The organism is Halolactibacillus halophilus (assembly GCF_900115605.1).
Taxonomy (GTDB): Bacteria; Bacillota; Bacilli; order Bacillales; family Amphibacillaceae; genus Halolactibacillus; species Halolactibacillus halophilus.
In genome coordinates this window covers 1-20,779 of record NZ_FOXC01000021.1, presented here as the reverse complement: position 1 = coordinate 20,779, position 20,779 = coordinate 1, and the positions used below count along the sequence as shown (strand labels likewise).

Genomic DNA, 20,779 nt, shown 5'->3' with positions numbered 1-20,779 from the left:
GCATGAAATTATTAACAATAATTGGCGCAAGGCCACAATTTATTAAGGCTGCACCATTTTCTGAAGAATATAGAAAAAACAACGAAGAAGTTCTAATTCATACAGGACAACATTATGATGCAAATATGTCAGATATATTCTTTGATGAATTAGGAATTCCTAAACCAGATTACAACTTAGGAGTTGGATCTGGTAGCCACGGAAAACAAACTGCAAGCATGCTAGAAGGTATCGAAGAAATAATACTTAAAGAAAAGCCGGATGGGCTTCTAGTTTATGGAGATACCAATTCAACGCTTGCTGGAGCTTTAGCAGCAAGCAAGCTTCACATCCCAGTTTATCATGTAGAAGCTGGGCTCCGTAGCTATAACAAATTAATGCCAGAAGAGCAGAATAGAATTCTGACAGATCATATTTCTGATATGCTGTTATGCCCTACTCAAACTGCAGTAGATAATCTTAAAAAAGAAGGAATTACAGCTGGGGTAGTAAATACTGGAGATATTATGTATGATACTGTACTTAGAAATATTGATATAGCAAATGAAAAATACTCTAAGGGATTATGGTTCGATGAAATAGTCAGAGAAAATGGTGAAATAAGCAAAATTAGTGAAAATGAATATTACTTAGCGACCATTCATAGAGCTGAAAATACTGACAATCCAGAAAAACTTTCAAATATTTTCAAAGCATTTAGTGAGTTGGACAAGCCTGTGTTATTACCACTTCATCCTAGAACTAAAAAATTAATAGAGAATCTCGAAGTTGGTATGAAGAATATAATAGTCATCAAACCAGTTGGTTACTTATTAATGCTCTATTTAACTTCAAATGCTTATATGGTAGTAACTGATTCGGGAGGCTTACAGAAAGAAGCATATTTTCTTAAGACTCCATGCACAACACTAAGGGATCAAACTGAATGGGTTGAAACATTGGAAAATTCATGGAATGTCTTAAGCAAGATAGATGTCAAAGAGATTAAAAGCAAGGTGCAACGTGAATTAACATGTTTACAGCATCCACAGCCTAAGTCTTTCGGTGAAGGTAATGCTGCATTAAAAATATGTGAGGCAATAGTCAATGGAGGGAAAATCAATGAATAGTATCAAAAAGAAGTTAATAGACAAGACGGCAACTCTTGGTGTAGTAGGATTAGGCTATGTAGGACTTCCTTTAGCAGTAGAAAAAGCTAAAGCGGGATTTAAGACCATAGGATTTGACGTTCAAGAATCGAAAGTTGAAATGGTCAATGCAGGTAAGAATTATATCGGTGATGTTGTTAATGAAGATCTAGAAGAAATCGTTAAGTCTGGACTATTATCTGCTACAACGGATTTTGCTCAAGTAGCATCTGCTGAGTGTGTTTGTATTGCAGTGCCTACGCCACTTGATACATATCAGCAACCAGATATCAGCTATGTTAAAGCATCTGCCGAGAGTATTGTGCCATACATGCATAAGGATATGTTAATTGTTCTTGAATCAACTACATATCCTGGAACTACAGAAGAGTTATTGAAACCTATTCTTGAAAAATCAGGGTTGAAATGTGGAGTGGACTTCCATCTTGCTTTTTCACCTGAAAGAGTAGATCCAGGTAACCTTATTTATAAAACTAAGAATACCCCAAAAGTAGTAGGAGGAATCACGCCTGAATGTACAGATGTTGCTGCAGCAATGTATGAAGCAATCCTTGAGGCGCCTATTCATAGAGTATCATCGCCTGCAGTAGCGGAAATGGAAAAAATTCTAGAAAACACATATAGGAATGTAAATATTGGCCTTGTTAATGAGTTGGCTATCCTTAGTAATAAGATGGGCATTAACTTCTGGGAAGTTGTGGATGCAGCTAAGTCAAAACCATACGGGTTCCAAGCTTTCTATCCAGGACCTGGTCTTGGTGGACACTGCATTCCGTTAGATCCTTATTATTTATCATGGAAGGCTAGAGAGTATGGATTCCACACATCTATGATTGAGTCTTCAATGATGGTAAACGATAGAATGCCAGAATACTGCGCTGAGAGATCAAGCAAGATTCTTAATAGATTTAAGAAAGCTATGAATGGTGCTAGAATCTTAATTCTTGGTGTTGCATATAAGCAAGATATTGATGATTATAGAGAAAGTCCTGCTCTTCGAGTAATAGAAGAGCTTGAAAAAGAGGGTGCGGAAGTTGTTTATTATGATCCATTTGTCTCTGAATACCGTGAACATGGTGTAGTTAAGAAAGGTGAGTCTGAACTTACTGCGGAACTTATAGAAAGTGCGGACCTTGTTATTGTAACCACTGCCCACACAAATGTTGATTATAATTTTGTTCAGAAATATGCTAAGGCGATCTTTGATACAAAGAATGCAATGAAACAAATAGAATTACGTGAAAATATCGAGTTACTTTAAGGGGGACTTACTTTGAGTTTAAAATATGCGATTATCGGATGTGGAAGAATTTCACCAAATCATATAGCAGCTGCAATTGAAAACAATTTGGATATTATAGCTTTATGTGATGTTGAAGAATCAAAAATTGATAAAACCATTCAGGATTTCAAACTACCAAGTGAAACAAAGAAATATGTTGATTATAAGGAAATGCTTCAAACTGAAAAACCAGAACTTGTGGCCATATGCACTGAAAGTGGTAGGCATGGTCAGATTGCTCTGGAATGTATTGATGCTGGCGCAAATCTTATCATTGAAAAACCGATAGCACTTTCTTTAGAAGAAGCAGATCAAATAATAGAGAAGGCCAATGAAAGGAATATAAAGGTCAGTGCATGTCATCAGAATAGGTTCAATAAGTCTGTACAAAAGATTAGAGAAGCTGTTGAAGCTGATCGATTTGGTAGACTGATGCATGGAACAGCCCACATCAGATGGAACAGGGGAGAAGATTATTATACTCAAGCACCTTGGCGAGGTACCTGGGAACAAGATGGCGGTGCTTTAATGAATCAGTGCATCCATAATATAGATCTATTGAGATGGATGATGGGTGATGAAATCACTGAAGTTGTAGGTATGACAGATAATCTAATCCATGGATTCATTGATGCAGAAGATTTAGGGATGGCATTAGTTAAGTTTGCTAATGGAAGCTATGGCCTTATTGAAGGTACTACAAATATTTATCCTAAAAATTTTGAAGAAACTTTATACATCTTTGGAGAAAAAGGAACGGTTAAAGCGGGCGGAAAGTCTGTAAATCTAATTGAGGAATGGCAGTTTGCAGATAATCTAGATGATCCAGAAGAAGTAAAAGAGAAATACCATGAGAACCCACCGAATGTTTATGGATTTGGTCACAATCCACTCTATGCAGATGTAATTGACGCAATTGAGAACGATAGACAGCCATATGTGACAGCTGTCGATGGAAGAAACGCACTTGAGATAGTACTTGCTATTTACAAGTCAGCAGCGGAAGGAAAGAGTGTAAAACTTCCACTTAATAAATGCAGCACATTAGATTTTAAAGGAAGGTTCGACCGATGAGCTACTTCGTCCATGAAAGCAGTTATGTAGATGCTGATGTATCTATAGGTGAGGGTACAAAAATATGGCATTTCTGCCATGTCCACAAAGGTGCTCAGATTGGTGAGAAGTGTTCTTTAGGTCAAAACGTAAATGTATCGAATAACGTAAAAATTGGTAATGGTGTTAAGATCCAAAACAATGTGTCCGTTTATGAGGGTGTTGAACTTGAGGATTATGTGTTTTGTGGTCCTTCTATGGTTTTTACTAATGATCTAACACCAAGAAGCAAATATCCCAAAGGCCCAGCTGGTTATAAGAGAACTTTAGTTAAGTATGGAGCCTCTATAGGTGCGAATGCAACTATTGTATGCGGCAACACCATCGGTGAATGGGCAATGATTGCTTCAGGAGCGGTAGTGACAAAAGATGTTCCAGCCTATACACTAATGGCAGGTGTTCCGGCAAAACAAATAGGATGGGTTTGTGAATGTGGAGTACCTCTAAAAGACAATTTGAAGTGTAGCGAGTGTGAAAGAGAGTACACATTAGAAAATAACGATTTGAAAGAAAAGTAATTGAGGGGAGTGTTGACTATGGAATTTAGAGACTTAAAAGCTCAGTATAATAAATATAAAAAAGAGATTGATTCAGCAATCCAGGAAGTTATAAATAACACTAATTTTATTGGTGGCAAAGAAGTGAACGTGCTAGAGCAAAGACTGGCTGAATATGTAGGTGTGAAACATTGTATTACCTGTGCTAATGGAACTGAAGCCATGACTCTCCTCATGATGGCATGGGATATAAAAGAAGGAGATGCTGTTTTTGTTCCTGATTTTACGTTCTTCTCAACAGGAGAGATTGTTTCATTGAGAGGAGCTACACCAATATTTGTAGATGTTGATAGGGATACGTTTAATACTGATACTACTAAACTTGAAAAAGCAATAAATAAGGTGCTAGATGAAGGTAAGCTTACTCCAAAGGTTATTATTCCGGTGGACTTATTTGGTTTACCTGCTGATCATATGGAAATTGAGAAAATTGCTAAGAAGTATAACTTGAGAGTGTTGGAAGATGCAGCTCAAGGTTTTGGTGGTAGCATTAATGGTAAGAAAACTTGTAGTTTTGGTGATGCAGCAACAACATCTTTCTTCCCAGCAAAACCATTAGGATGTTACGGTGATGGCGGTGCAATTTTTACAAATGATGATGCGTTAGCAGAACTTCTTAATTCATTGAAGGTTCATGGTAAAGGGGACAATAAGTATGACAACGTGAGAATAGGTATTAATTCTAGACTTGATTCAATTCAAGCCGCTGTACTTAACGTTAAGCTGACAGCCTTTATTGAACATGAACTAGAAGATGTAAATAGAGTTTATAAATTATATACTGAGAAACTTAAAGGGGTTGTAGAAACACCAATTATTCCAGAAGGATATGTATCAAGTTTTGCGCAGTATACTATTAAGTTAAAGAACAAAGAGGAAAGAGATGCTTTACAAGCTAAATTAAAAGAAGAAGGCGTTCCAAGTATGATCTACTATACAAAGCCGATGCATAAGCAAAGTGCCTTTGCGGAGTTTGATTACGGTGATAATAACTTTGAAGTGACTAATGAGCTTTGTGATACAGTTCTTTCTTTGCCGATGCATCCGTATTTGAGTGAAGAAGAAGCAAATAAAGTATGTAGAGTATTGTGCAAAACACTAAAGGTGATAAAAAATGAATAAAGTTGTAATGATTGTTACAAATAGATATGATCCAGATATTAGGGTTCATAAAGAAGCATTGTACCTACAAAATAAAGGATATCAAGTAGAGGTATTATGCTGGGATCGAGAAAATGATTTTGTTCATCGTAAGAGTGAGAAGATAGATGGAATATCAGTGGAAAGATTCTTCCCTTTATCGAAATATGGATCAGGGATAAGACAGTTAAAATCATATATAGAGTTTATTCTAGAAGTCAAAAACTATTTGAAGCATAGCGATTATAACTATATTCATTGCCATGATTTAGATGGAGTGGTAGTTGGTGCATATATAAAGAGTAGTAGTTCAAAACTAATTTTTGATATGCATGAAATCTATGAATCGCAAGGAAGTAAAAGAAGAATTAAGTATTTAATTCGATTTATTGTAAATCATTTTCAAATGAAATCAGATTATATAATTTATGTAAATGAAATCCAAAAAAAAATATCAAATTGCGCAAATAAAATGATTTACTTACCTAATTATCCAGAGAAAAGAGTTTTGGGCAATATTGATAAAAAACATTCAGAAAATATTAGGGTTTCATATATAGGTTCCGTCAGACAATTTGAAGAATTTGTAAATCTGTTTGAAGCATGTAAACAGATAAAAAAAGTTAAAATTTCAATTCATGGTGGCGGGGTTGCGCATAAAAAATTAATAGAATTAACAAGCAAATATAATAATGTTAAGATTACAGGTGCCTATGACATTAGTAAATTACCAGATTATTATTCTGAAGCCGATTTAATTTATGCTGTTTATTCTAATAAAAACGAACAACATATGAACTCTTATCCTGTAAAATTTTATGAATCAATCGTTACAAAAACACCTATCATAGTAAGTAAAGGTTCTGTACTAGAGAAGATTGTAATCCAGGAAGATATTGGTTTTGTAGTTGAAGGAGACAATATTGATAATATAAGATGTTTAATAGAAAAAATTGCAATGAATCCTGAGATTATCAAACAAAAAGTAAAGAGTATTGAAAACTTAGCACAAAAATTTACATGGGAAGATGTTGTAAATAATTTAGATTATATATATTCCGGAAGACCCAGGAGAGCAATTTATTGAGTATTTATAAGTTAATTAACAAATAAAATGATGGAGGGAACTATGAGAGTATTAATTGTAGCTAGAGGATATCCTTCTGAAAAATATAATATAAATGGAATATTTGAATTCGATCAGGCTAAAGCGCTTGCTTCAAGTGGTCACGAGGTTATTTTGGCTGCAGTTGATGTGCGATCTTTGAGAAGATGGAGACGGTGGGGATATGTAAATTTTGTAAAAGATGGAGTGCATGTTGAAGCTCTTAATATTCCTTGTGGCCGAGTACCAAAGTTTATCCTTAATAAGTTTAGAAAAATAGCTCTTAGTAAAATATATTCAAGAGTAGTTAAGAAGCACGGGAAACCAGATGTAATCCACTCGCATTTCATTGGTATTGGTTATACTACTGCAAAAGTGTTCAGAGAGAAGGGGATCCCTCTAGTACACACAGAGCATTATTCAGGCATGAATCAAGTGGAACTGTCCAATTATTATCACAAATTAGGAAGTTTTACTTATGAGAATATGACTAAAATAATAGTAGTAAGTGAGTACTTAAAAAACAATATCATGAAAAAATTTGGGATTGAGCCCGCGGTTGTTCCAAACATAGTCGATCTAAGCAAATTCAACTACGAGATCAAGAAAAAGAATAAGATCAAATTTAATTTTATTTCAGTGGGAAGTTTGTCAAAAAACAAAAGAATGGATTTATTAATTAATGCTTTCAATGATGCATTTAAAGACGAAGTCAATGTAAATCTGTTCATTTATGGAGAAGGATCAGAAAGAAAGAATCTTGAAGATTTAATTAATAAATTAAATTTGAGAAAACGAGTTATTTTAATGGGGTTAAAAGATAGAAAAATAATTGCGAAGAAGATGCAAGAAAGTCACTGTTTTGTTCTAGCATCAAAGTTAGAAACATTTGGAGTAGTTTATATTGAAGCGATGTCTATGGGGCTTCCAGTGATTGCAACAAAGTGTGGAGGTCCTGAAGATTTTATTAATAGAGAAAATGGCGTCCTTGTTGAAGTAGATAATGTCTATGATTTAACAACTAGCTTAATTTTTATGAAAGAACATATCAAAAGTTTTAATAGAAAGAGAATATCAGATAGTGTAAAAATTAGGTATAGTCCTAATGTTATATCAGAACAGCTAAATGTGATATATAAAGAGATCACTAGTAATAGATAAGGATGAAATTGTGATGGCTAAAAAAATTGTGTATATGATAGCATTAACTTCATCGATTGGTGCAAGTATTCTGTCTATAGAACTTGCTGGAGTTCAACTTTCGATTTTTAGAGGGTTTGTAATACTACTAACAATTTATATGTTGCTTGAAGTATTATTGAACTATAAACCAATAGTTGTGTTTAGAAAAAAAGAAAATAGTTATTCGATAATTTTTATGTTTATATGGGTAGCTTATGCAATTATGACACTAGCATGGGTTAAAGACTATAGCGGATGGTTAAGATCAGTTTATTTCTTAGTATTGGGATTTTTAGCTGTAGTAATTTTTTCTAGATATTTAAAGTCAAATTACGATATACTTAAAACATTTAAGTTTTTATCAATTATGATCTATTTTCACAACATCATGGGTTGGTATGAAATAACTACAGGAAATTACATATTCCTAAATGATAGTATTCAAAAGTATGTGAATTACAAATTGCCAGTTTCGATGTTTAGTAACACTAATAACTTTGCGACATTTATGTTGTTTTCAGTATTTATTCTATATGTTTGTGTTTATAATTCAAAAAAATTGAGTTATAAAATATTAAATATCGGGTTTATTTTGTCTTCAAGCTACCTTTTAGTAATGACTGGATCTAGAGCGAACATCTTAGGCTTTATAATGGCTTTGTCAGCATTCGTTTTTCTCGCCTTAAAGAATAAACGAGTTAGACGCGGATTATTATTTGTTTTAGGGTTAGCTTTTTTCATTTTAGTAATTAAACCTGAATATATAGTAAGTTTTTACTCGTTAATTGACGAAAACTTAACCTTTAGATTTGCTGCACAGATTGGTTCAGATGCAACTAGAATTAATTTAATAAAGAATGGTATGATTTTCTTATTATCCACTTTCGGATTTGGAACTGGTGCAGGGAATATTGAAATATGGATGGCCAATTATAGCAAATATTTCGTTGGTGATATTTTAAATATTCACAATTGGTGGTTCGAAATACTAGTTGGATACGGAATCATAATATTTATAATGTATATGTGGTTTTATATTAGGTTGTTTAATTCTATGTATAGAAAATATAAAAAATCATCAAATAAAATTGAGATTACAATTTCATTAGCGATAATGTCATCAATGGTGGGTTATATTGTAGGTTCAGTTAGTTCAAGTTCCAATATTAGTAGTGAGTGGTTATGGGTTTTCTGGGCTATAGCCATTGCATTTCAAGGAATTCCAAAATTTAGTGAAAACAAGATTATAAGGCAGCAGGAAGGAGAAGAATATTGAAGCAAATAATATTTCTTACTTATTTGAATTTGTGGTCAATGGAAAAAGGAAAAGGTGCACAATCTTTTTTTAAAACAATAGATGCTTATGCAAAGGACGGATGGGATGTTATACTAGTTAATCCGAATTATAAAATTGGAGAAACTCCCGAAATCAATGGTGTTGTAAACTATAATTTCAAACCATTTTTTTTCCCATTAACTAAAGTCAAAAAGATAAGCTTTTTGGGAAGGATATTACATTCTTTGCATGGGAACTACATTTTATACAAAATAGCAAAAAATATAATTGAAGAATCGCAAGGAAATAGTTGTGTATATGCATATGAAGTACATGGTGCGAGAGCAGCAAAAAAGTTGGCTAATAAATTTGGGTTACCATTAGTTACAAGATTTCAAGGTACGGTACTCCATCCTATCAAAGATAATTGTATAAATAGATTAAAAAAATATCCGCATTTTAATGCATTGAGTACCAATGCTGATATCACTATTATGACTGATGATGGAACACACGGAGATAAGGTGTTAAAAAGGTTGGGCAACCAATCAAATACTATTAAGTTCTGGAGAAATGGTGTGGATATAAATAGAAGCAATGAAGTAAATATAGATAATATAAGTGAAATAAGGAAGAAATGTGATATTAGAGAAAATGATAAGGTTTTATTAACTGTATCGAGATTAGCTTCTTGGAAAAGATTAGATAGATCCATTAATGCAATGGAAAAACTTGTTGATATCGATCGTAATATTAAGCTAGTTATTGTTGGAGACGGTGATGAAAAGGAAAATCTAATGAAATTAGCTAAAAAACTAAGTGTTACTGACAATGTTTGTTTTATTGGGGCTGTTGAGCAATCAGAAATAAAAGATTATATGGAAATTGCTGATATTTTCTTGTCATTATATGATTTAAGTAATGTGGGAAATCCGTTATTGGAGGCTATGTCTTGCGGAAAACCCATAATAACACTGAATGTTGGAGACACAAGTTCCTTAATTATGAATAATCAAAATGGGGTACTTTTAGATGTTAATAATCTTGATTTACTTCCTACAGAGATAATAAAAATATTAGAAGACCAAAATTATGCGAAAACATTAGGTGAAAATGCTAAGGCATATGCTGAAAGAGAATTTTGGAGTTGGGATGAAAGAATGGAAGCTGAATTGAACATAGTTAATAAACTACATCAAGAATATTATGGAGTTAATAACGATTAGGAGAGAATGCATTGAAACAGACAATCGCCAGTGATGCACTAAAATTAACAACATCAAAAATAATAACTATGGTTCTTTCGATGTTGGCAGCAATGTTATTATCCCGATTTAGAACCTTAGAGGAGTACGGCACTTATTCACAATTATTATTGGTGATTAACTTAATAACAACTGTTATTATGATGGGACTTCCGAATAGTATTAATTTCTTCTTAGCAAGAGCTGAAACAAAAGAGAGCAGACAAAAATTTTTATCAATATACTATACTTTATCAACTCTATTAGGATTTCTAACAGGGCTGGTTCTAGTCTTATCAACACCATTAATAGTATCTTATTTTAGTAATCCTTTAATCGAGAAGTTTATATATATTTTAGCAATTTTTCCATGGACTAAGATAATACTTTCGAGCATTGATCATGTATTAATTGTTTATGGCAAACCTAATTCTGTAATGTTATTCAGAGTATTGAATAGTATCGCAATTCTATTAACCATATTTCTAGTAGAACTATTTGACTTGTCGTTTAGTTACTACATGATTATGTTTATTGTCCTAGAGTCATTATTTGCAATTGTTGTATATTTTATTGTCTATAGTACTGCAGGAAAATTACGCTTTAATTTTGATTTAAAAGATACTAGGAATATACTAAAGTTTTCTCTTCCTCTAGGTTTAGCTTCCGTTGTTGGAAGATTAAGTGTAGAATTAGATAAATTGGTAATAGGTAGATTCTTTTCAACAGAAGACATAGCAATATATACCAATGCTGCAAGAGAAATGCCAGTTACAATAATAGCTAGTGCATTAACAGCAGTTTTGATGCCGAGATTAGTAAGATTATTGAGAGACAAAGAATATGATGACGCTGTAAATATTTGGGGAAACTCTATTGAAATTTCATTCATCATAATTTGTTTTGTTTCATTTGGATTGATAGTTTTTGCGCCAGAAGTTATATCATTATTATATTCCGAAAAATACCTACCTGGGGTAGCTGTGTTTAGAGTATATAGTTTAGTTTTGTTGCTTAGAGTTACATATTTTGGAATGATATTGAACTCTATCGGAAAAACAAAATTTATATTTTATAGTTCGATTTTATCGCTACTCATAAATGTGATATTGAATTATATTTTTTATTTGATTTTTGGTTTTATTGGGCCAGCTTATGCCTCTTTTATATCTATACTTTTAGTTCAATTACTACAATTATTTGCAACAGCAAAAAGTATAGATGTAAAATTTACCAGTATATTCCCTTGGGCAAAACTGGGTAGGTTGCTCGCAATTAATACATTTCTAGCTGTTTTCTTTATACTTGTAAAAGAGCAAATCCATGTTGACTATATAATCGGAAGCATTTTAGAAGCGATTCTATTAGGTGCTATCTGGGGAATTGTTTATTTGATATTGATACGAAAAAATATAATTGCTAATTGGAAAGTGTTGAACCAATGATTAAATTTGAGAGGTGCCAGTGACAGACAAGTGGACAAATGGACAAATGGACAAGTTAATGCAATCTCTGTATTTTATTCAATTATCTGATTCCCCACTCCCACCCATCCAGTGAATCCCCAACCCTCCTAACTCCCCAAGAAACTTTCCATCCACATAAGTAAATTTTGGGAATCTTATATAATGAGGCTTAGCTCTACTAAGGGTTATATACAGGGTGAGCTTAATCTGGCTGATATACATGATTACTTTGACACCGAGATAAGCAGTGATGGTAAACATCCTAAATAGGCAGTGATGGTAAACATCCTAAATAGGCAGTGATGGTAAACATCCCAGATAAGAAGTGATGGTAACTTTTCAGATATCCATAATCAGTTTGACACCATGATCAGTAGTGATTCTGGTTGAGCAGTTTGACGCCATGATTAGCAGTGAAAGAGAACGGGCACTTTTAGAAGAAGAGATGTCCGTTTTTTTAAGAAGATGAGTTTACAGAATATTGATTAAATACTGATTTGAGGAGAGTGAAGTATGACGCCAGAAAGAGATTTTCATTATACACTAATAAAATATCTTGATATCAAAGGTAAGCAGGAACTCAGTAATATCATCAAGCGTTCTAGAATTGTATATGACAAGCTCTGGTCGTTTTCTGGTGTTGTTAGTTATCAGCGAAAGATGAACATAAATATAAAAACGCCAATAGAATTTAAAACCTTATTGGAAAAAGAAATTGATCTTTTAAGGACTTTAAGTTTTGAAATATATGAAGATGACGATGAATATATGGCAACCGATGTTGTTATTACAGTGCTAGCGGCAAAGGTCACTACTATTGAGATAGAGGAAATTGAAAAAGAGATTGTGGAAGGTTCTGTTTACCAATCATTTATAACAGAAGTTTTTTCATTAGGTCTCGATGAAATTGAAAAATCTTATCTTTATGAAGCGTGTGAGTGCGCAATCAGAAACAATAGACTTGCAGCCAGTACAATGCTAGGATGTGCGGCAGAATATTTGTTATCCCAACTCTGTGATTCATATCATGAGTATCTTAAAAATCATTCTAGTCAGAATGAACAAGAGGCTTTTGAGCGAAAAGTCATCAAGGCAAAGTCAGCTTATATAAGATTAGATGAGTTTGAGAAGCGTGTTAATAGTAATGCCTCATTATTTGAAAATCTTGGTTTTGAGAATCCAAAGCTAAATTTTAACTTTTTAGATGTTATTAGAAAAGTGTATTTTTTCAATTACCCGACCGCAAAAAGTCACATTAAAACTGGGACAGCCTGGGACAAATACAGATAAGAAAAAGAACCTACTAGAGGTTCTTCGGTCTATATTTATTTGAAAATTCAAAAATAAAGAGTTCAAGTTGATCAGCTGTTATATTTTGTATGTCTGTTTTGTGATAGTTTAATGCTCTCTTTAACATATCTTTTGGTGTGTGTGTCGCTAACTCTAAAAAATTCGCAAAACTGATCGGATCACATTGATAAACATAATGATAAACTTGTTTAAGCCATTTAGGCATTAAATGATATTCTTCACTGTATTCAAAGCCACGGCGTTTTGATCTAATGCGATCGATACAATACCATATTCGTAATTTCAGTTGCTTCTTTGTTGTCACATCATATTGAGGATAATGATACTTGGCGATGATTTCATCAATGTCTGAAATAATATAGAGATGCTTTTGGTTATAACGAATGGTGACACGTTTACTCTGTTCACTTTTAGGAACTAAAAATTTTGATTTTTTAAAAGTGACAGCACCTGTCTTTTTATGAACAATGCGTTCAACTTGATGAAAGAAAGTAAAAGATTTGTTTGGTAAAGAATGGAGTAAAGCTTGTTCTTCGATGAATAGTTGCTTTCTTGTGTTAGCTTTTGACGGGTGTATTTTTTGATTAATTGCATGTAGTTTCTCATTGATAATGGATTCAATTTTTTCAAGTGAGTCAAATGTTTCCTCATAGCTTTGTTTGATAATGTTTTGAACTACTTTAACACCCGTTTCTACCTAGCTTTTTTGATTCGGTGCTTGATTTGCACAAAATCTTACATTGAATTGATAATAATCCGCTAATTCATTAAAAAGTCGCGTGAGTTGCTTTTCCTTTGATGAATCTGTTTGTTTCTTTCTAGCTAGGCGCATATTATCAACGAGTAATTCAGTAGGTGTTCCACCTACTCTATCAGTAAAACGTGAAAAGATGTCACTGAAATTTTGACTATCTTCTTTCAGTGAGATAAAACACACTTGGTGAAGGCTATACGGGAAAGTAAAGACCGCAAATAATATATATCGATTTTCCCCTTGAAGGTTTAATTTCATTTTCCCCAATCAAATTGAACCGTGTAACCAGGCGAATAACGCAAGGTTAAATAGCCCTCTCGTTGCTTATTTGATTCACTTTTATGTAAATAATCAAACTTTCGCTTTGAGATGTTAGGAAAATCATGTTTGATAAGTACATAGATTTCTTGTTTCGTTAAAGAGATATGCTTATGTTTTTCATAGGTTCTGCGTTTGATTGTTAAATAATATCTTATTTGAGTTGTGATAGGTTTTAAATCATGATTGTACGCAGATAATTTTAATCGCGAGGGATAAATTGAATTGGTCGCCATTTTTCTATCGATTAGGGCTGTTACTGTGTTTTTATTGACACTACATTGTTTCGCCACCTCACGGTGCGATACTTTCTTCTTAAGTAACTTATGTATTTTATCATAGAGTGCTTTATTGTATACCATCTTCTCCTCCAACTTCTAAAAGCTAACTTAACTTAGACTAACACAATATTGAAATTACGTAAAATAAATCTTAAAAATAAAGTTGTATATCCATCACATCGGTTACGAATTAATTTTGCTAAAATGGTAGTCTAATCTGAAAAAACAAAATGTATATCTGAGTCAAACCGCAATGATTTTCTTGATAGAGAGGAGAGAAGAAAATGGAACAACATCTCATTGATTGGTTAACTAAACACCCGCTCTTTAAATCGCAAGATTTAAAAGCTTACCTCAAAAGTGAACGAATAACTTACATGCAGTTAAAGCGATTGCTAAAGGAAGCGAAAATCCAAAAATTGCCGTTTAATTTATATGGCATACTTAATCATGATGGCAAACTTATTGCTTCTGTCGAGGACATTGCTTGTGGTGTGAATGATGATGCTTATATCATTGGTTTATATGCCTGTCGTTTCCATGGCATTACAGTGTGTGATTTAGACACCCTTATGATTGGTGTGGAAAAAGCTTTTAAATCAGTCGAAATTGAAGGTGTTTTATTTAAACCTAAACAAGAACAAAAAAGAGCGCGTCTTATTGAAACAAAAGGTAGACGATATACCGATTATCTTGATACTACTTTAGATCTAATCGAATACATGGATAAGTGGTTGTCGTTAGACACTTTTTTGACAGCGCTCCTAAGTGCACGTGCGCTCAAAGCAGAAGACTTAATAACACGGCTAGCTGAACGAAACAAACATATCCTGTATCAAAAGTGCGGGTTTCTTATTGAGATAGGACATTTAAAAGTAACGAACCAACCATTATGTCTAAATACATGCCTAAAACAAATTGGAGAAAGTAGTCGGTTCTTTTCAAAACAAGCTAAAGATAGTGGTAGTTACGTCAAGAAGTGGCAAATGATTGTTCCGGAAACGTTGGTTAATCAGTATAATAAGATTGATTAGTCGTAGTGTCGCTTAGTAAGTTACTTGAAAGAAGTATCTTTAAGAAAGCTAAATGATGTATATATGGCGTATATAGTGGAAAATCAATCATCTGGTTTATGTTTTTTTAGCAACGTCTTTCTAATAGGAAAACAAAAGGGTAATTCTCTTATAAAATAGGGGGGATAAAGTGAGTGAGTCGATTAAGTTAACACTAGCTGATATACAAACAATTAAAACGGAAATGAACGAAGCAATCAAACTCGTAAAATATTATGCATCTCAATATAAAGGTAAAGAACATTATGAGCACTTAGGTGGAAGTTGTGTTATGTCAGCAACCAACACAGTCAACACCATTATTGGCTCAGCACAGTATCTTGACGGGGGCTTTCTAATGCCAGATGAGATTCATGTTGAGCGTCTAGTTGATTGGTATATAAGTAATAAAACATTTGATGGGGATAGAGACGTACTTACCTTTTACTTTGCGAGTTATATTAAGAGAAAAATTAACGATTTATATCGTTCTATCGATAACGATACACTTGCGACGACGCTGACTTTAATAGGAAATAAAGAAGCAAGAAAGGAATTTAAAAATCAATGTCGTAAACGTAAGAGACTTCAAGTTAAGATTATTCGTCAGTAGGGCGAGTTGATGAATCAGTAAATTAAACGTTCATTGCTATTAGTGACTGACCGAAGGGGATGAAAGATATTGAAAGCTTATATTATCACGATAGAACTAGAAGGATCTTATCCATCTATCTGGCGAAAAGTCATTATGCCAGCAGGTGCGACGTATAAAAGGCTACATGATGTGATTCAAAATGTAACAAACTTTCAAAGTGGTTATCCGAGTAATGGGTATCACTTGTATGCATTTGATTTAGTGAAAGACAACCAGATTGTCACTAATGATGATGTGAGATACCTTGAACATCATCATTATAAAAAGAATAAACAGTCTTATGAAGAGAGGTTAAAAGACATACCTACTCGCAGAAAACGTTTTGAAGAACGACGGTTAGAATTATTAAAAGTAGAAGTACGAAAGCCGTCAGGATTAAAAATCGATGATTACTTGGAGCAACATAAAGTAATTAGGTATAATTATGATTTCGGTGATGATTGGTGGTTTGTCGTGAGACTTGAAGATGTTGTTGATGATTATTACTTCGGCTTTCCGACGCTATTAGATGGCAAAGAAACAGCACCTCCTGAAGGTGTTGGTGGAATCGATGGCTTTGATGACTTTTTAGAGATTTATCATCAACCTGACCATCCAGAGTATAAAGAAATAAAAGCTTGGGCAGATGTGATGTTTTTTAGCGAATATGATCCAAATCATATCAATGGTCGCTTGAAAGCGATTAATTATAAAAAGACCGAATGGGATAAGATCAATCATCAACACTATCACGTTATTGAAGATAAATATCGGACGTAGACTTTTAACAAGAAATGATCGAGCTGTTGGACAAGACAGTTGAAATGCTAAATGAACTTCAACTGGTTTTTAGTCGGAATGCTTTCGGTCTAAATAGATGACCTTTAAGAGAGAATAACCGAAGAGATGCATCTTCATGACGAGATCAAAGCGGAATATAATAATTTTTTTAAAAAAGTTAGAGAAGTTAAAAAATTCCTGACTAACCATGGAAAATAGTGTTACAATTGAAATATAAACAAGTATATATTTTCATCTTTTGAAATGAATTGGTGAATGATGTTTAGACTAACTATTAGTTTAATCTCTATTATACTTGTGAAATAAACAATAAGTGAATAGGAGGATTATTACTATGACCGATACAACGTTTCATCTTTCCGATCAACCAGCAATGACAGATGAATTAGAAATTGATCGCTATGTTAAGGGACTTACTGACTTTTTAACGGCGTGTGAAACACCATTAACTTTATCAATCAAAGGTGAATGGGGAGCTGGAAAGACATCAATAATGCGGCAAGTGGAAGCAAGGATTAAAGCTAATAATGATAAGTCAGATTCTAAAAAGGCATTGAATATATGGTTTGATGTGTGGCAATTCTCATTATTTTCTTATGATGAACAATTACCAATTATTTTTTTAAGTAGATTGGTTTCACAAATTTATGAAGGTTATAAAGGAAACCAAAGAAAGCTTAGTTTTAAAGAACGTAAAATGAAGAAACGAATACATAATCTATTGAGCATCGCTAGAGATGTCGGTAATGGTTTTGCTATAAATAAATTCGGTATTGATTTGTCTAAATTCACCAGTGGTAAAGAAGATGTCTTTAATCAAATTGAAATAATTAAAAATGAATTTAAAGAATTGATTAATGAGGTGACAAAAGACGAAATAAAAAGGATCATTATCTATGTAGATGACTTAGACCGAATTGAACCAAAAAGAGCGGTTGAACTACTAGAAACTATAAAAGTGATTTTAGACGTTGAGAAATGTGTATTTGTACTCGCTATTGATCATGACGTCGTCATTCGCGGAATTTCAGATAAGTATAATTTTGATATGAATAATCATAAGGAATTAGAAAAAGCCAATAGTTTTTTTGATAAAATTATTCAGGTACCGTTTGGCGCACCAATAGAGGATTATAAATTCGGGCAGTTTATTGATAATTATTTATCGGATAAAAACTTAAATAAAGAGCAATATAAAAAAGAAGATTTAGAAAAGCTATTGATAGAGTCTGTAGGGAAAAATCCTCGCTCGATTAAACGGGTTTTAAATATTTTCAATCTAAATAGACATATAAAGAATTTTGACCCAGGTGAGAACCTTTTATTGTTTAGTTTTATTTGTATGGAACAGTCATATAAAGACATATATTCTCAGTTTATAGTTATATTTAATAGTATCAAGGATAACGAAGAAAAGGATAACAAAGAAAATCCAGAGATGGTAAGCCATATTCTAAAAAGAATAAAAGATGAATATATAACAGAGACTGGTGATACTGATGTAGAGAAATTACCGGGTAGAAGCTGGAATGATGCCTTCTTTAATAAAGTAATCGAAATTGCAAACAGGAATCATCTGAAAAATGAAACGTTATCAGAGATTATTAATATATCATTAGGGACCTCGAAAGATAAAACGAAAAAAACGGGAAGTCAGTGGAATGAATATGGTAGTTTTGAAGAATTATTTGAAGCACATTGCCGAAAGAATAATATGCCTTCAATTGAAGACACTCAAATCATTCGTGAACATGCAGAGGAAGTGTTCGAAAAAATAAAGCAAGTTTTTAAAGATTTGAATCGAGATTTTATTGCGGAGTATAAGTCTTCACCTGAGGGGAGCCGATCATCCATCTCATTTAAACGAGAGGGTAAAACATTAATCGTCGACCTTCATCTACAAAAGAACGGTATTTCTATTGAATTACCTATTGGAAAAAGACTTAGCGACCATAAAGATATAGAAGCTTTCTTAGAAGACTACAAATTTGAATTACCAAAAGGTAATCGAATCAATTTTAATAAAGAAACCTATGACACGTTAGAAAATAAAAATAAAGATTTCACAAAGATTTTAGCGTATATTATCAATGAAAAATAATAGACAGACAGTGCGCACCATAAATATCAGAACGTTTTAGTTTGTTTTATGGCTCAAACTGAGCCATTGATTACTTTACTACCAACTTTATCTGGCGAAAAGAGCTACCTAACTGGAGCTTAGAATAACTAATTTCAAATTATTTACTGCTTAAAAACGTTTGTATGATAAATTGGCATGGCTAATGGTATTATGCAGAAGGAGTCATAATAAAGCTTAAAGCTGCGAAATTAAATCCTTAAGGATTGATTAAGTGTAAACGTTTTATTTTCAGCAAAACGACATGATTTAATGAACTGACCCAGACTTCTAAAGAATAGCCTAGGTTAGGTCATGGGAGTAATTCTAGCTATAAGTAATGGTGAAGGACAATGGTATTGTTTACTGATAGAGATGATTAATACTGGCGTGATCTAAACCATTACTGCCTCTTTTAGATTCATTTGGTTTATCAGTGCTGACTTGATAAGACTAGTTATACTGCTTCTATTAAAATCGTGTGGTGAGTATAAACATGGCTCTCATCTGTAGGATGAGCTTGCTGAGGTCTTTAATGTACGAATAAACAGTTATTGAAACGTGTATACTTTTTTGGGTATTGCGGGTGTTTTTTACCACCTATTGCGGACAAGTGTACCACTCTTTGCGAGATAATTTACCAGAACATAAAGAAGCGATAAAACTTAGGGATTTCCATTAGTTTTATCGCTATTGTTTTATTACCTCATTATTAACGCTCAGTTTGCTTAAAACTTAACTTCTCTCTCATAGACATTTTACCATCCAATTCAATATCGTAAGCGTTGTGAATGATGCGCTCCATTATGGCTTCAGCTACTGTACCATTGCCCAAGTTCTCATACCATCCACTGATATTTAATTGTGAACAATATATGTTCGATTTTTGGGCTTCATGCCTCGCATTTATAATCGTTGCTTCTTCGTTCTCTAAGGGATACAGTAACCACTCATCTAGTATTAATAAGTCTGTTTTGACAAGCTTTTTCATTAGCCTCAAATAACTTCCATCTGCTTGATACTTTGCTAATTTGAACTCTTCCACTAGGTGTGGCAACCTTTTATACTCTACTTTGTTAAACTGTCTACAAGCTTGTACACCAAATGCCGTGGCGAAAAACGTCTTTCCATTTCCAGATGGACCTTTGAAAATAATGTTTCGTCCATCAGTCAGGTAATTACCGGTTGCTAATTGAAGAATTAACGCTTTGTCTAGTCGACGATCTTCTTGATATAAAATATCTTCAATGGCAGCTTTCATTGGAAAATGAGCGGCTGATATTAATCGCGTTAACTTGTTTGTTTTACGAAGGGATTCTTCATGATCAACCATTAGACTTAAGCGTTCATCAAATGACAGTTCGTCGAACTGTTGCCCTTGTGACATATTTTCATATGCTTCTGCCATACCCATTAACTTTAAGCTTTTTAATTTGTCATAGTTTTGTTGATTCATTGATCCCGACCTCCATAATAGGCGGCTCCACGAGTAAATCCGTGATTAGCGTCTGTTTTTTGAGTGTTTAGTGTTGTAGCTTCACGTTCATCTTCCTTCCGGTTAGCTTGGATCAACGTATAAATACTTTTAACTGCAGGATTGTTTGTCGACTGACAAACGATCCTACATGCACGTTCAATCTCATATCTAGAATACCTTCGTTCTAGTTTCTTAAGGTTGAAAATTATATCTACTGCTTGCTTTTCCTTATCATAACGGTCAAGTATTGACATAATAACTTGAAGGGTATATTCACCAACACCTGTCGCCCATTTAATCGCTTCTTCAGGCGTTTGTTCGATATAAACTTGATGGTTATATGGCATATGCTCTTTAAGGGTGGAGAATTGGCCGAACTTCCCATATAATGTGATATGTGAGGCAACCCTCATGTGATTGTAATTGTATTTGGCAATAGGGAATTGCGTTAAACGGCAATTAATTTTGTATGCCACTTGCCATCACTATCTACTCATGAATTAATGACTCTTTATAACG

General features: G+C 33.4%; 20 protein-coding genes. 15 read left to right on the top strand and 5 right to left on the bottom strand.

Annotated elements, in window-relative coordinates:
* Positions 1 to 2: 2 nt before the first annotated feature.
* From wecB to BM098_RS08265, 11 genes are all read left to right on the top strand, one after another.
* The gene (gene wecB, locus BM098_RS08320; RefSeq protein WP_089832307.1) at positions 3 to 1,109 is read left to right on the top strand and encodes a non-hydrolyzing UDP-N-acetylglucosamine 2-epimerase; all 1,107 of its coding nucleotides are present in this window, start codon (positions 3 to 5) and stop codon (positions 1,107 to 1,109) included.
* The gene (locus tag BM098_RS08315; protein WP_234987459.1) at positions 1,102 to 2,409 is read left to right on the top strand and encodes a nucleotide sugar dehydrogenase; all 1,308 of its coding nucleotides are present in this window, start codon (positions 1,102 to 1,104) and stop codon (positions 2,407 to 2,409) included. The genes wecB and BM098_RS08315 overlap by 8 nt, the downstream gene beginning before the upstream one ends.
* 12 nt (positions 2,410 to 2,421) lie before the next feature.
* A complete protein-coding gene (locus tag BM098_RS08310) occupies positions 2,422 to 3,504 on the top strand; it encodes a Gfo/Idh/MocA family protein (RefSeq protein WP_089832303.1) in 1,083 nt (360 codons plus the stop codon).
* Complete coding sequence (locus tag BM098_RS08305) at positions 3,501 to 4,061, top strand: acyltransferase (protein WP_089832300.1); 561 nt, start codon at positions 3,501 to 3,503, stop codon at positions 4,059 to 4,061. The genes BM098_RS08310 and BM098_RS08305 overlap by 4 nt, the downstream gene beginning before the upstream one ends.
* 18 nt (positions 4,062 to 4,079) lie before the next feature.
* Entirely contained in the window at positions 4,080 to 5,222 is a 1,143-nt protein-coding gene (locus tag BM098_RS08300) for a DegT/DnrJ/EryC1/StrS family aminotransferase (protein ID WP_089832298.1), read from the top strand.
* Positions 5,215 to 6,327, top strand: coding sequence for a glycosyltransferase (locus BM098_RS08295; RefSeq protein ID WP_089832294.1), 1,113 nt, complete (start codon positions 5,215 to 5,217; stop codon positions 6,325 to 6,327). Before BM098_RS08300 ends, BM098_RS08295 begins: the two co-directional genes overlap by 8 nt.
* 42 nt (positions 6,328 to 6,369) lie before the next feature.
* Entirely contained in the window at positions 6,370 to 7,506 is a 1,137-nt protein-coding gene (locus tag BM098_RS08290; protein ID WP_159430151.1) for a glycosyltransferase, read from the top strand.
* Between the two features lie 13 nt (positions 7,507 to 7,519).
* On the top strand, positions 7,520 to 8,803 hold the full coding sequence (locus tag BM098_RS08285) for an O-antigen ligase family protein (protein WP_089832290.1): 1,284 nt from the start codon (positions 7,520 to 7,522) through the stop codon (positions 8,801 to 8,803).
* The gene (locus BM098_RS08280; RefSeq protein ID WP_089832288.1) at positions 8,800 to 10,029 is read left to right on the top strand and encodes a glycosyltransferase family 4 protein; all 1,230 of its coding nucleotides are present in this window, start codon (positions 8,800 to 8,802) and stop codon (positions 10,027 to 10,029) included. Before BM098_RS08285 ends, BM098_RS08280 begins: the two co-directional genes overlap by 4 nt.
* 11 nt (positions 10,030 to 10,040) lie before the next feature.
* Entirely contained in the window at positions 10,041 to 11,492 is a 1,452-nt protein-coding gene (locus BM098_RS08275) for an oligosaccharide flippase family protein (RefSeq protein WP_089832286.1), read from the top strand.
* 534 nt (positions 11,493 to 12,026) lie between these two features.
* On the top strand, positions 12,027 to 12,803 hold the full coding sequence (locus BM098_RS08265) for a hypothetical protein (protein WP_089832282.1): 777 nt from the start codon (positions 12,027 to 12,029) through the stop codon (positions 12,801 to 12,803).
* 13 nt (positions 12,804 to 12,816) lie between these two features.
* Here BM098_RS08265 and BM098_RS13730 read toward each other — a convergent pair whose 3' ends face one another.
* From BM098_RS13730 to BM098_RS08250, 3 genes are all read right to left on the bottom strand, one after another.
* Positions 12,817 to 13,128: a hypothetical protein gene (locus BM098_RS13730; RefSeq protein ID WP_234987458.1), complete on the bottom strand. Its 312-nt coding sequence runs from the start codon at positions 13,126 to 13,128 to the stop codon at positions 12,817 to 12,819.
* Between the two features lie 393 nt (positions 13,129 to 13,521).
* Positions 13,522 to 13,836: a hypothetical protein gene (locus tag BM098_RS08255; RefSeq protein WP_089832278.1), complete on the bottom strand. Its 315-nt coding sequence runs from the start codon at positions 13,834 to 13,836 to the stop codon at positions 13,522 to 13,524.
* The gene (locus BM098_RS08250) at positions 13,833 to 14,258 is read right to left on the bottom strand and encodes a hypothetical protein (protein ID WP_089832276.1); all 426 of its coding nucleotides are present in this window, start codon (positions 14,256 to 14,258) and stop codon (positions 13,833 to 13,835) included. The genes BM098_RS08255 and BM098_RS08250 overlap by 4 nt, the downstream gene beginning before the upstream one ends.
* A 203-nt stretch (positions 14,259 to 14,461) precedes the next feature.
* Between BM098_RS08250 and BM098_RS08245 the strand changes: the two genes are divergently transcribed.
* The 4 genes from BM098_RS08245 to BM098_RS08230 all read left to right on the top strand — a co-directional run bounded on the left by BM098_RS08245 (position 14,462) and on the right by BM098_RS08230 (position 18,765).
* The gene (locus BM098_RS08245) at positions 14,462 to 15,211 is read left to right on the top strand and encodes a hypothetical protein (RefSeq protein WP_089832274.1); all 750 of its coding nucleotides are present in this window, start codon (positions 14,462 to 14,464) and stop codon (positions 15,209 to 15,211) included.
* Positions 15,212 to 15,380: 169 nt separating this feature from the next.
* Complete coding sequence (locus BM098_RS08240) at positions 15,381 to 15,842, top strand: hypothetical protein (protein WP_089832273.1); 462 nt, start codon at positions 15,381 to 15,383, stop codon at positions 15,840 to 15,842.
* 69 nt (positions 15,843 to 15,911) lie between these two features.
* Positions 15,912 to 16,643: a plasmid pRiA4b ORF-3 family protein gene (locus BM098_RS08235; RefSeq protein ID WP_089832271.1), complete on the top strand. Its 732-nt coding sequence runs from the start codon at positions 15,912 to 15,914 to the stop codon at positions 16,641 to 16,643.
* 355 nt (positions 16,644 to 16,998) lie between these two features.
* Complete coding sequence (locus tag BM098_RS08230; protein WP_089832270.1) at positions 16,999 to 18,765, top strand: KAP family P-loop NTPase fold protein; 1,767 nt, start codon at positions 16,999 to 17,001, stop codon at positions 18,763 to 18,765.
* 730 nt (positions 18,766 to 19,495) lie between these two features.
* Here BM098_RS08230 and BM098_RS08225 read toward each other — a convergent pair.
* Positions 19,496 to 20,239 (bottom strand): ATP-binding protein, encoded by a 744-nt coding sequence (locus BM098_RS08225; RefSeq protein ID WP_089832268.1) that lies wholly within the window; start codon positions 20,237 to 20,239, stop codon positions 19,496 to 19,498.
* Positions 20,236 to 20,736, bottom strand: coding sequence for a hypothetical protein (locus BM098_RS08220; RefSeq protein WP_234987457.1), 501 nt, complete (start codon positions 20,734 to 20,736; stop codon positions 20,236 to 20,238). The genes BM098_RS08225 and BM098_RS08220 overlap by 4 nt, the downstream gene beginning before the upstream one ends.
* Positions 20,737 to 20,779: the final 43 nt, after the last annotated feature.

Bases quoted from the DNA above. Each gene is read 5' to 3' on its own strand.
- wecB (WP_089832307.1), top strand. From the start codon at position 3: ATGAAATTATTAACAATAATTGGCGCAAGGCCACAATTTATTAAGGCT.
- BM098_RS08315 (WP_234987459.1), top strand. From the start codon at position 1,102: ATGAATAGTATCAAAAAGAAGTTAATAGACAAGACGGCAACTCTTGGT.
- BM098_RS08305 (WP_089832300.1), top strand. From the start codon at position 3,501: ATGAGCTACTTCGTCCATGAAAGCAGTTATGTAGATGCTGATGTATCT.
- BM098_RS08300 (WP_089832298.1), top strand. From the start codon at position 4,080: ATGGAATTTAGAGACTTAAAAGCTCAGTATAATAAATATAAAAAAGAG.
- BM098_RS08295 (WP_089832294.1), top strand. From the start codon at position 5,215: ATGAATAAAGTTGTAATGATTGTTACAAATAGATATGATCCAGATATT.
- BM098_RS08290 (WP_159430151.1), top strand. From the start codon at position 6,370: ATGAGAGTATTAATTGTAGCTAGAGGATATCCTTCTGAAAAATATAAT.
- BM098_RS08285 (WP_089832290.1), top strand. From the start codon at position 7,520: ATGGCTAAAAAAATTGTGTATATGATAGCATTAACTTCATCGATTGGT.
- BM098_RS08265 (WP_089832282.1), top strand. From the start codon at position 12,027: ATGACGCCAGAAAGAGATTTTCATTATACACTAATAAAATATCTTGAT.
- BM098_RS08255 (WP_089832278.1), bottom strand. From the start codon at position 13,836: ATGAAATTAAACCTTCAAGGGGAAAATCGATATATATTATTTGCGGTC.
- BM098_RS08250 (WP_089832276.1), bottom strand. From the start codon at position 14,258: ATGGTATACAATAAAGCACTCTATGATAAAATACATAAGTTACTTAAG.
- BM098_RS08245 (WP_089832274.1), top strand. From the start codon at position 14,462: ATGGAACAACATCTCATTGATTGGTTAACTAAACACCCGCTCTTTAAA.
- BM098_RS08230 (WP_089832270.1), top strand. From the start codon at position 16,999: ATGACCGATACAACGTTTCATCTTTCCGATCAACCAGCAATGACAGAT.
- BM098_RS08225 (WP_089832268.1), bottom strand. From the start codon at position 20,239: ATGAATCAACAAAACTATGACAAATTAAAAAGCTTAAAGTTAATGGGT.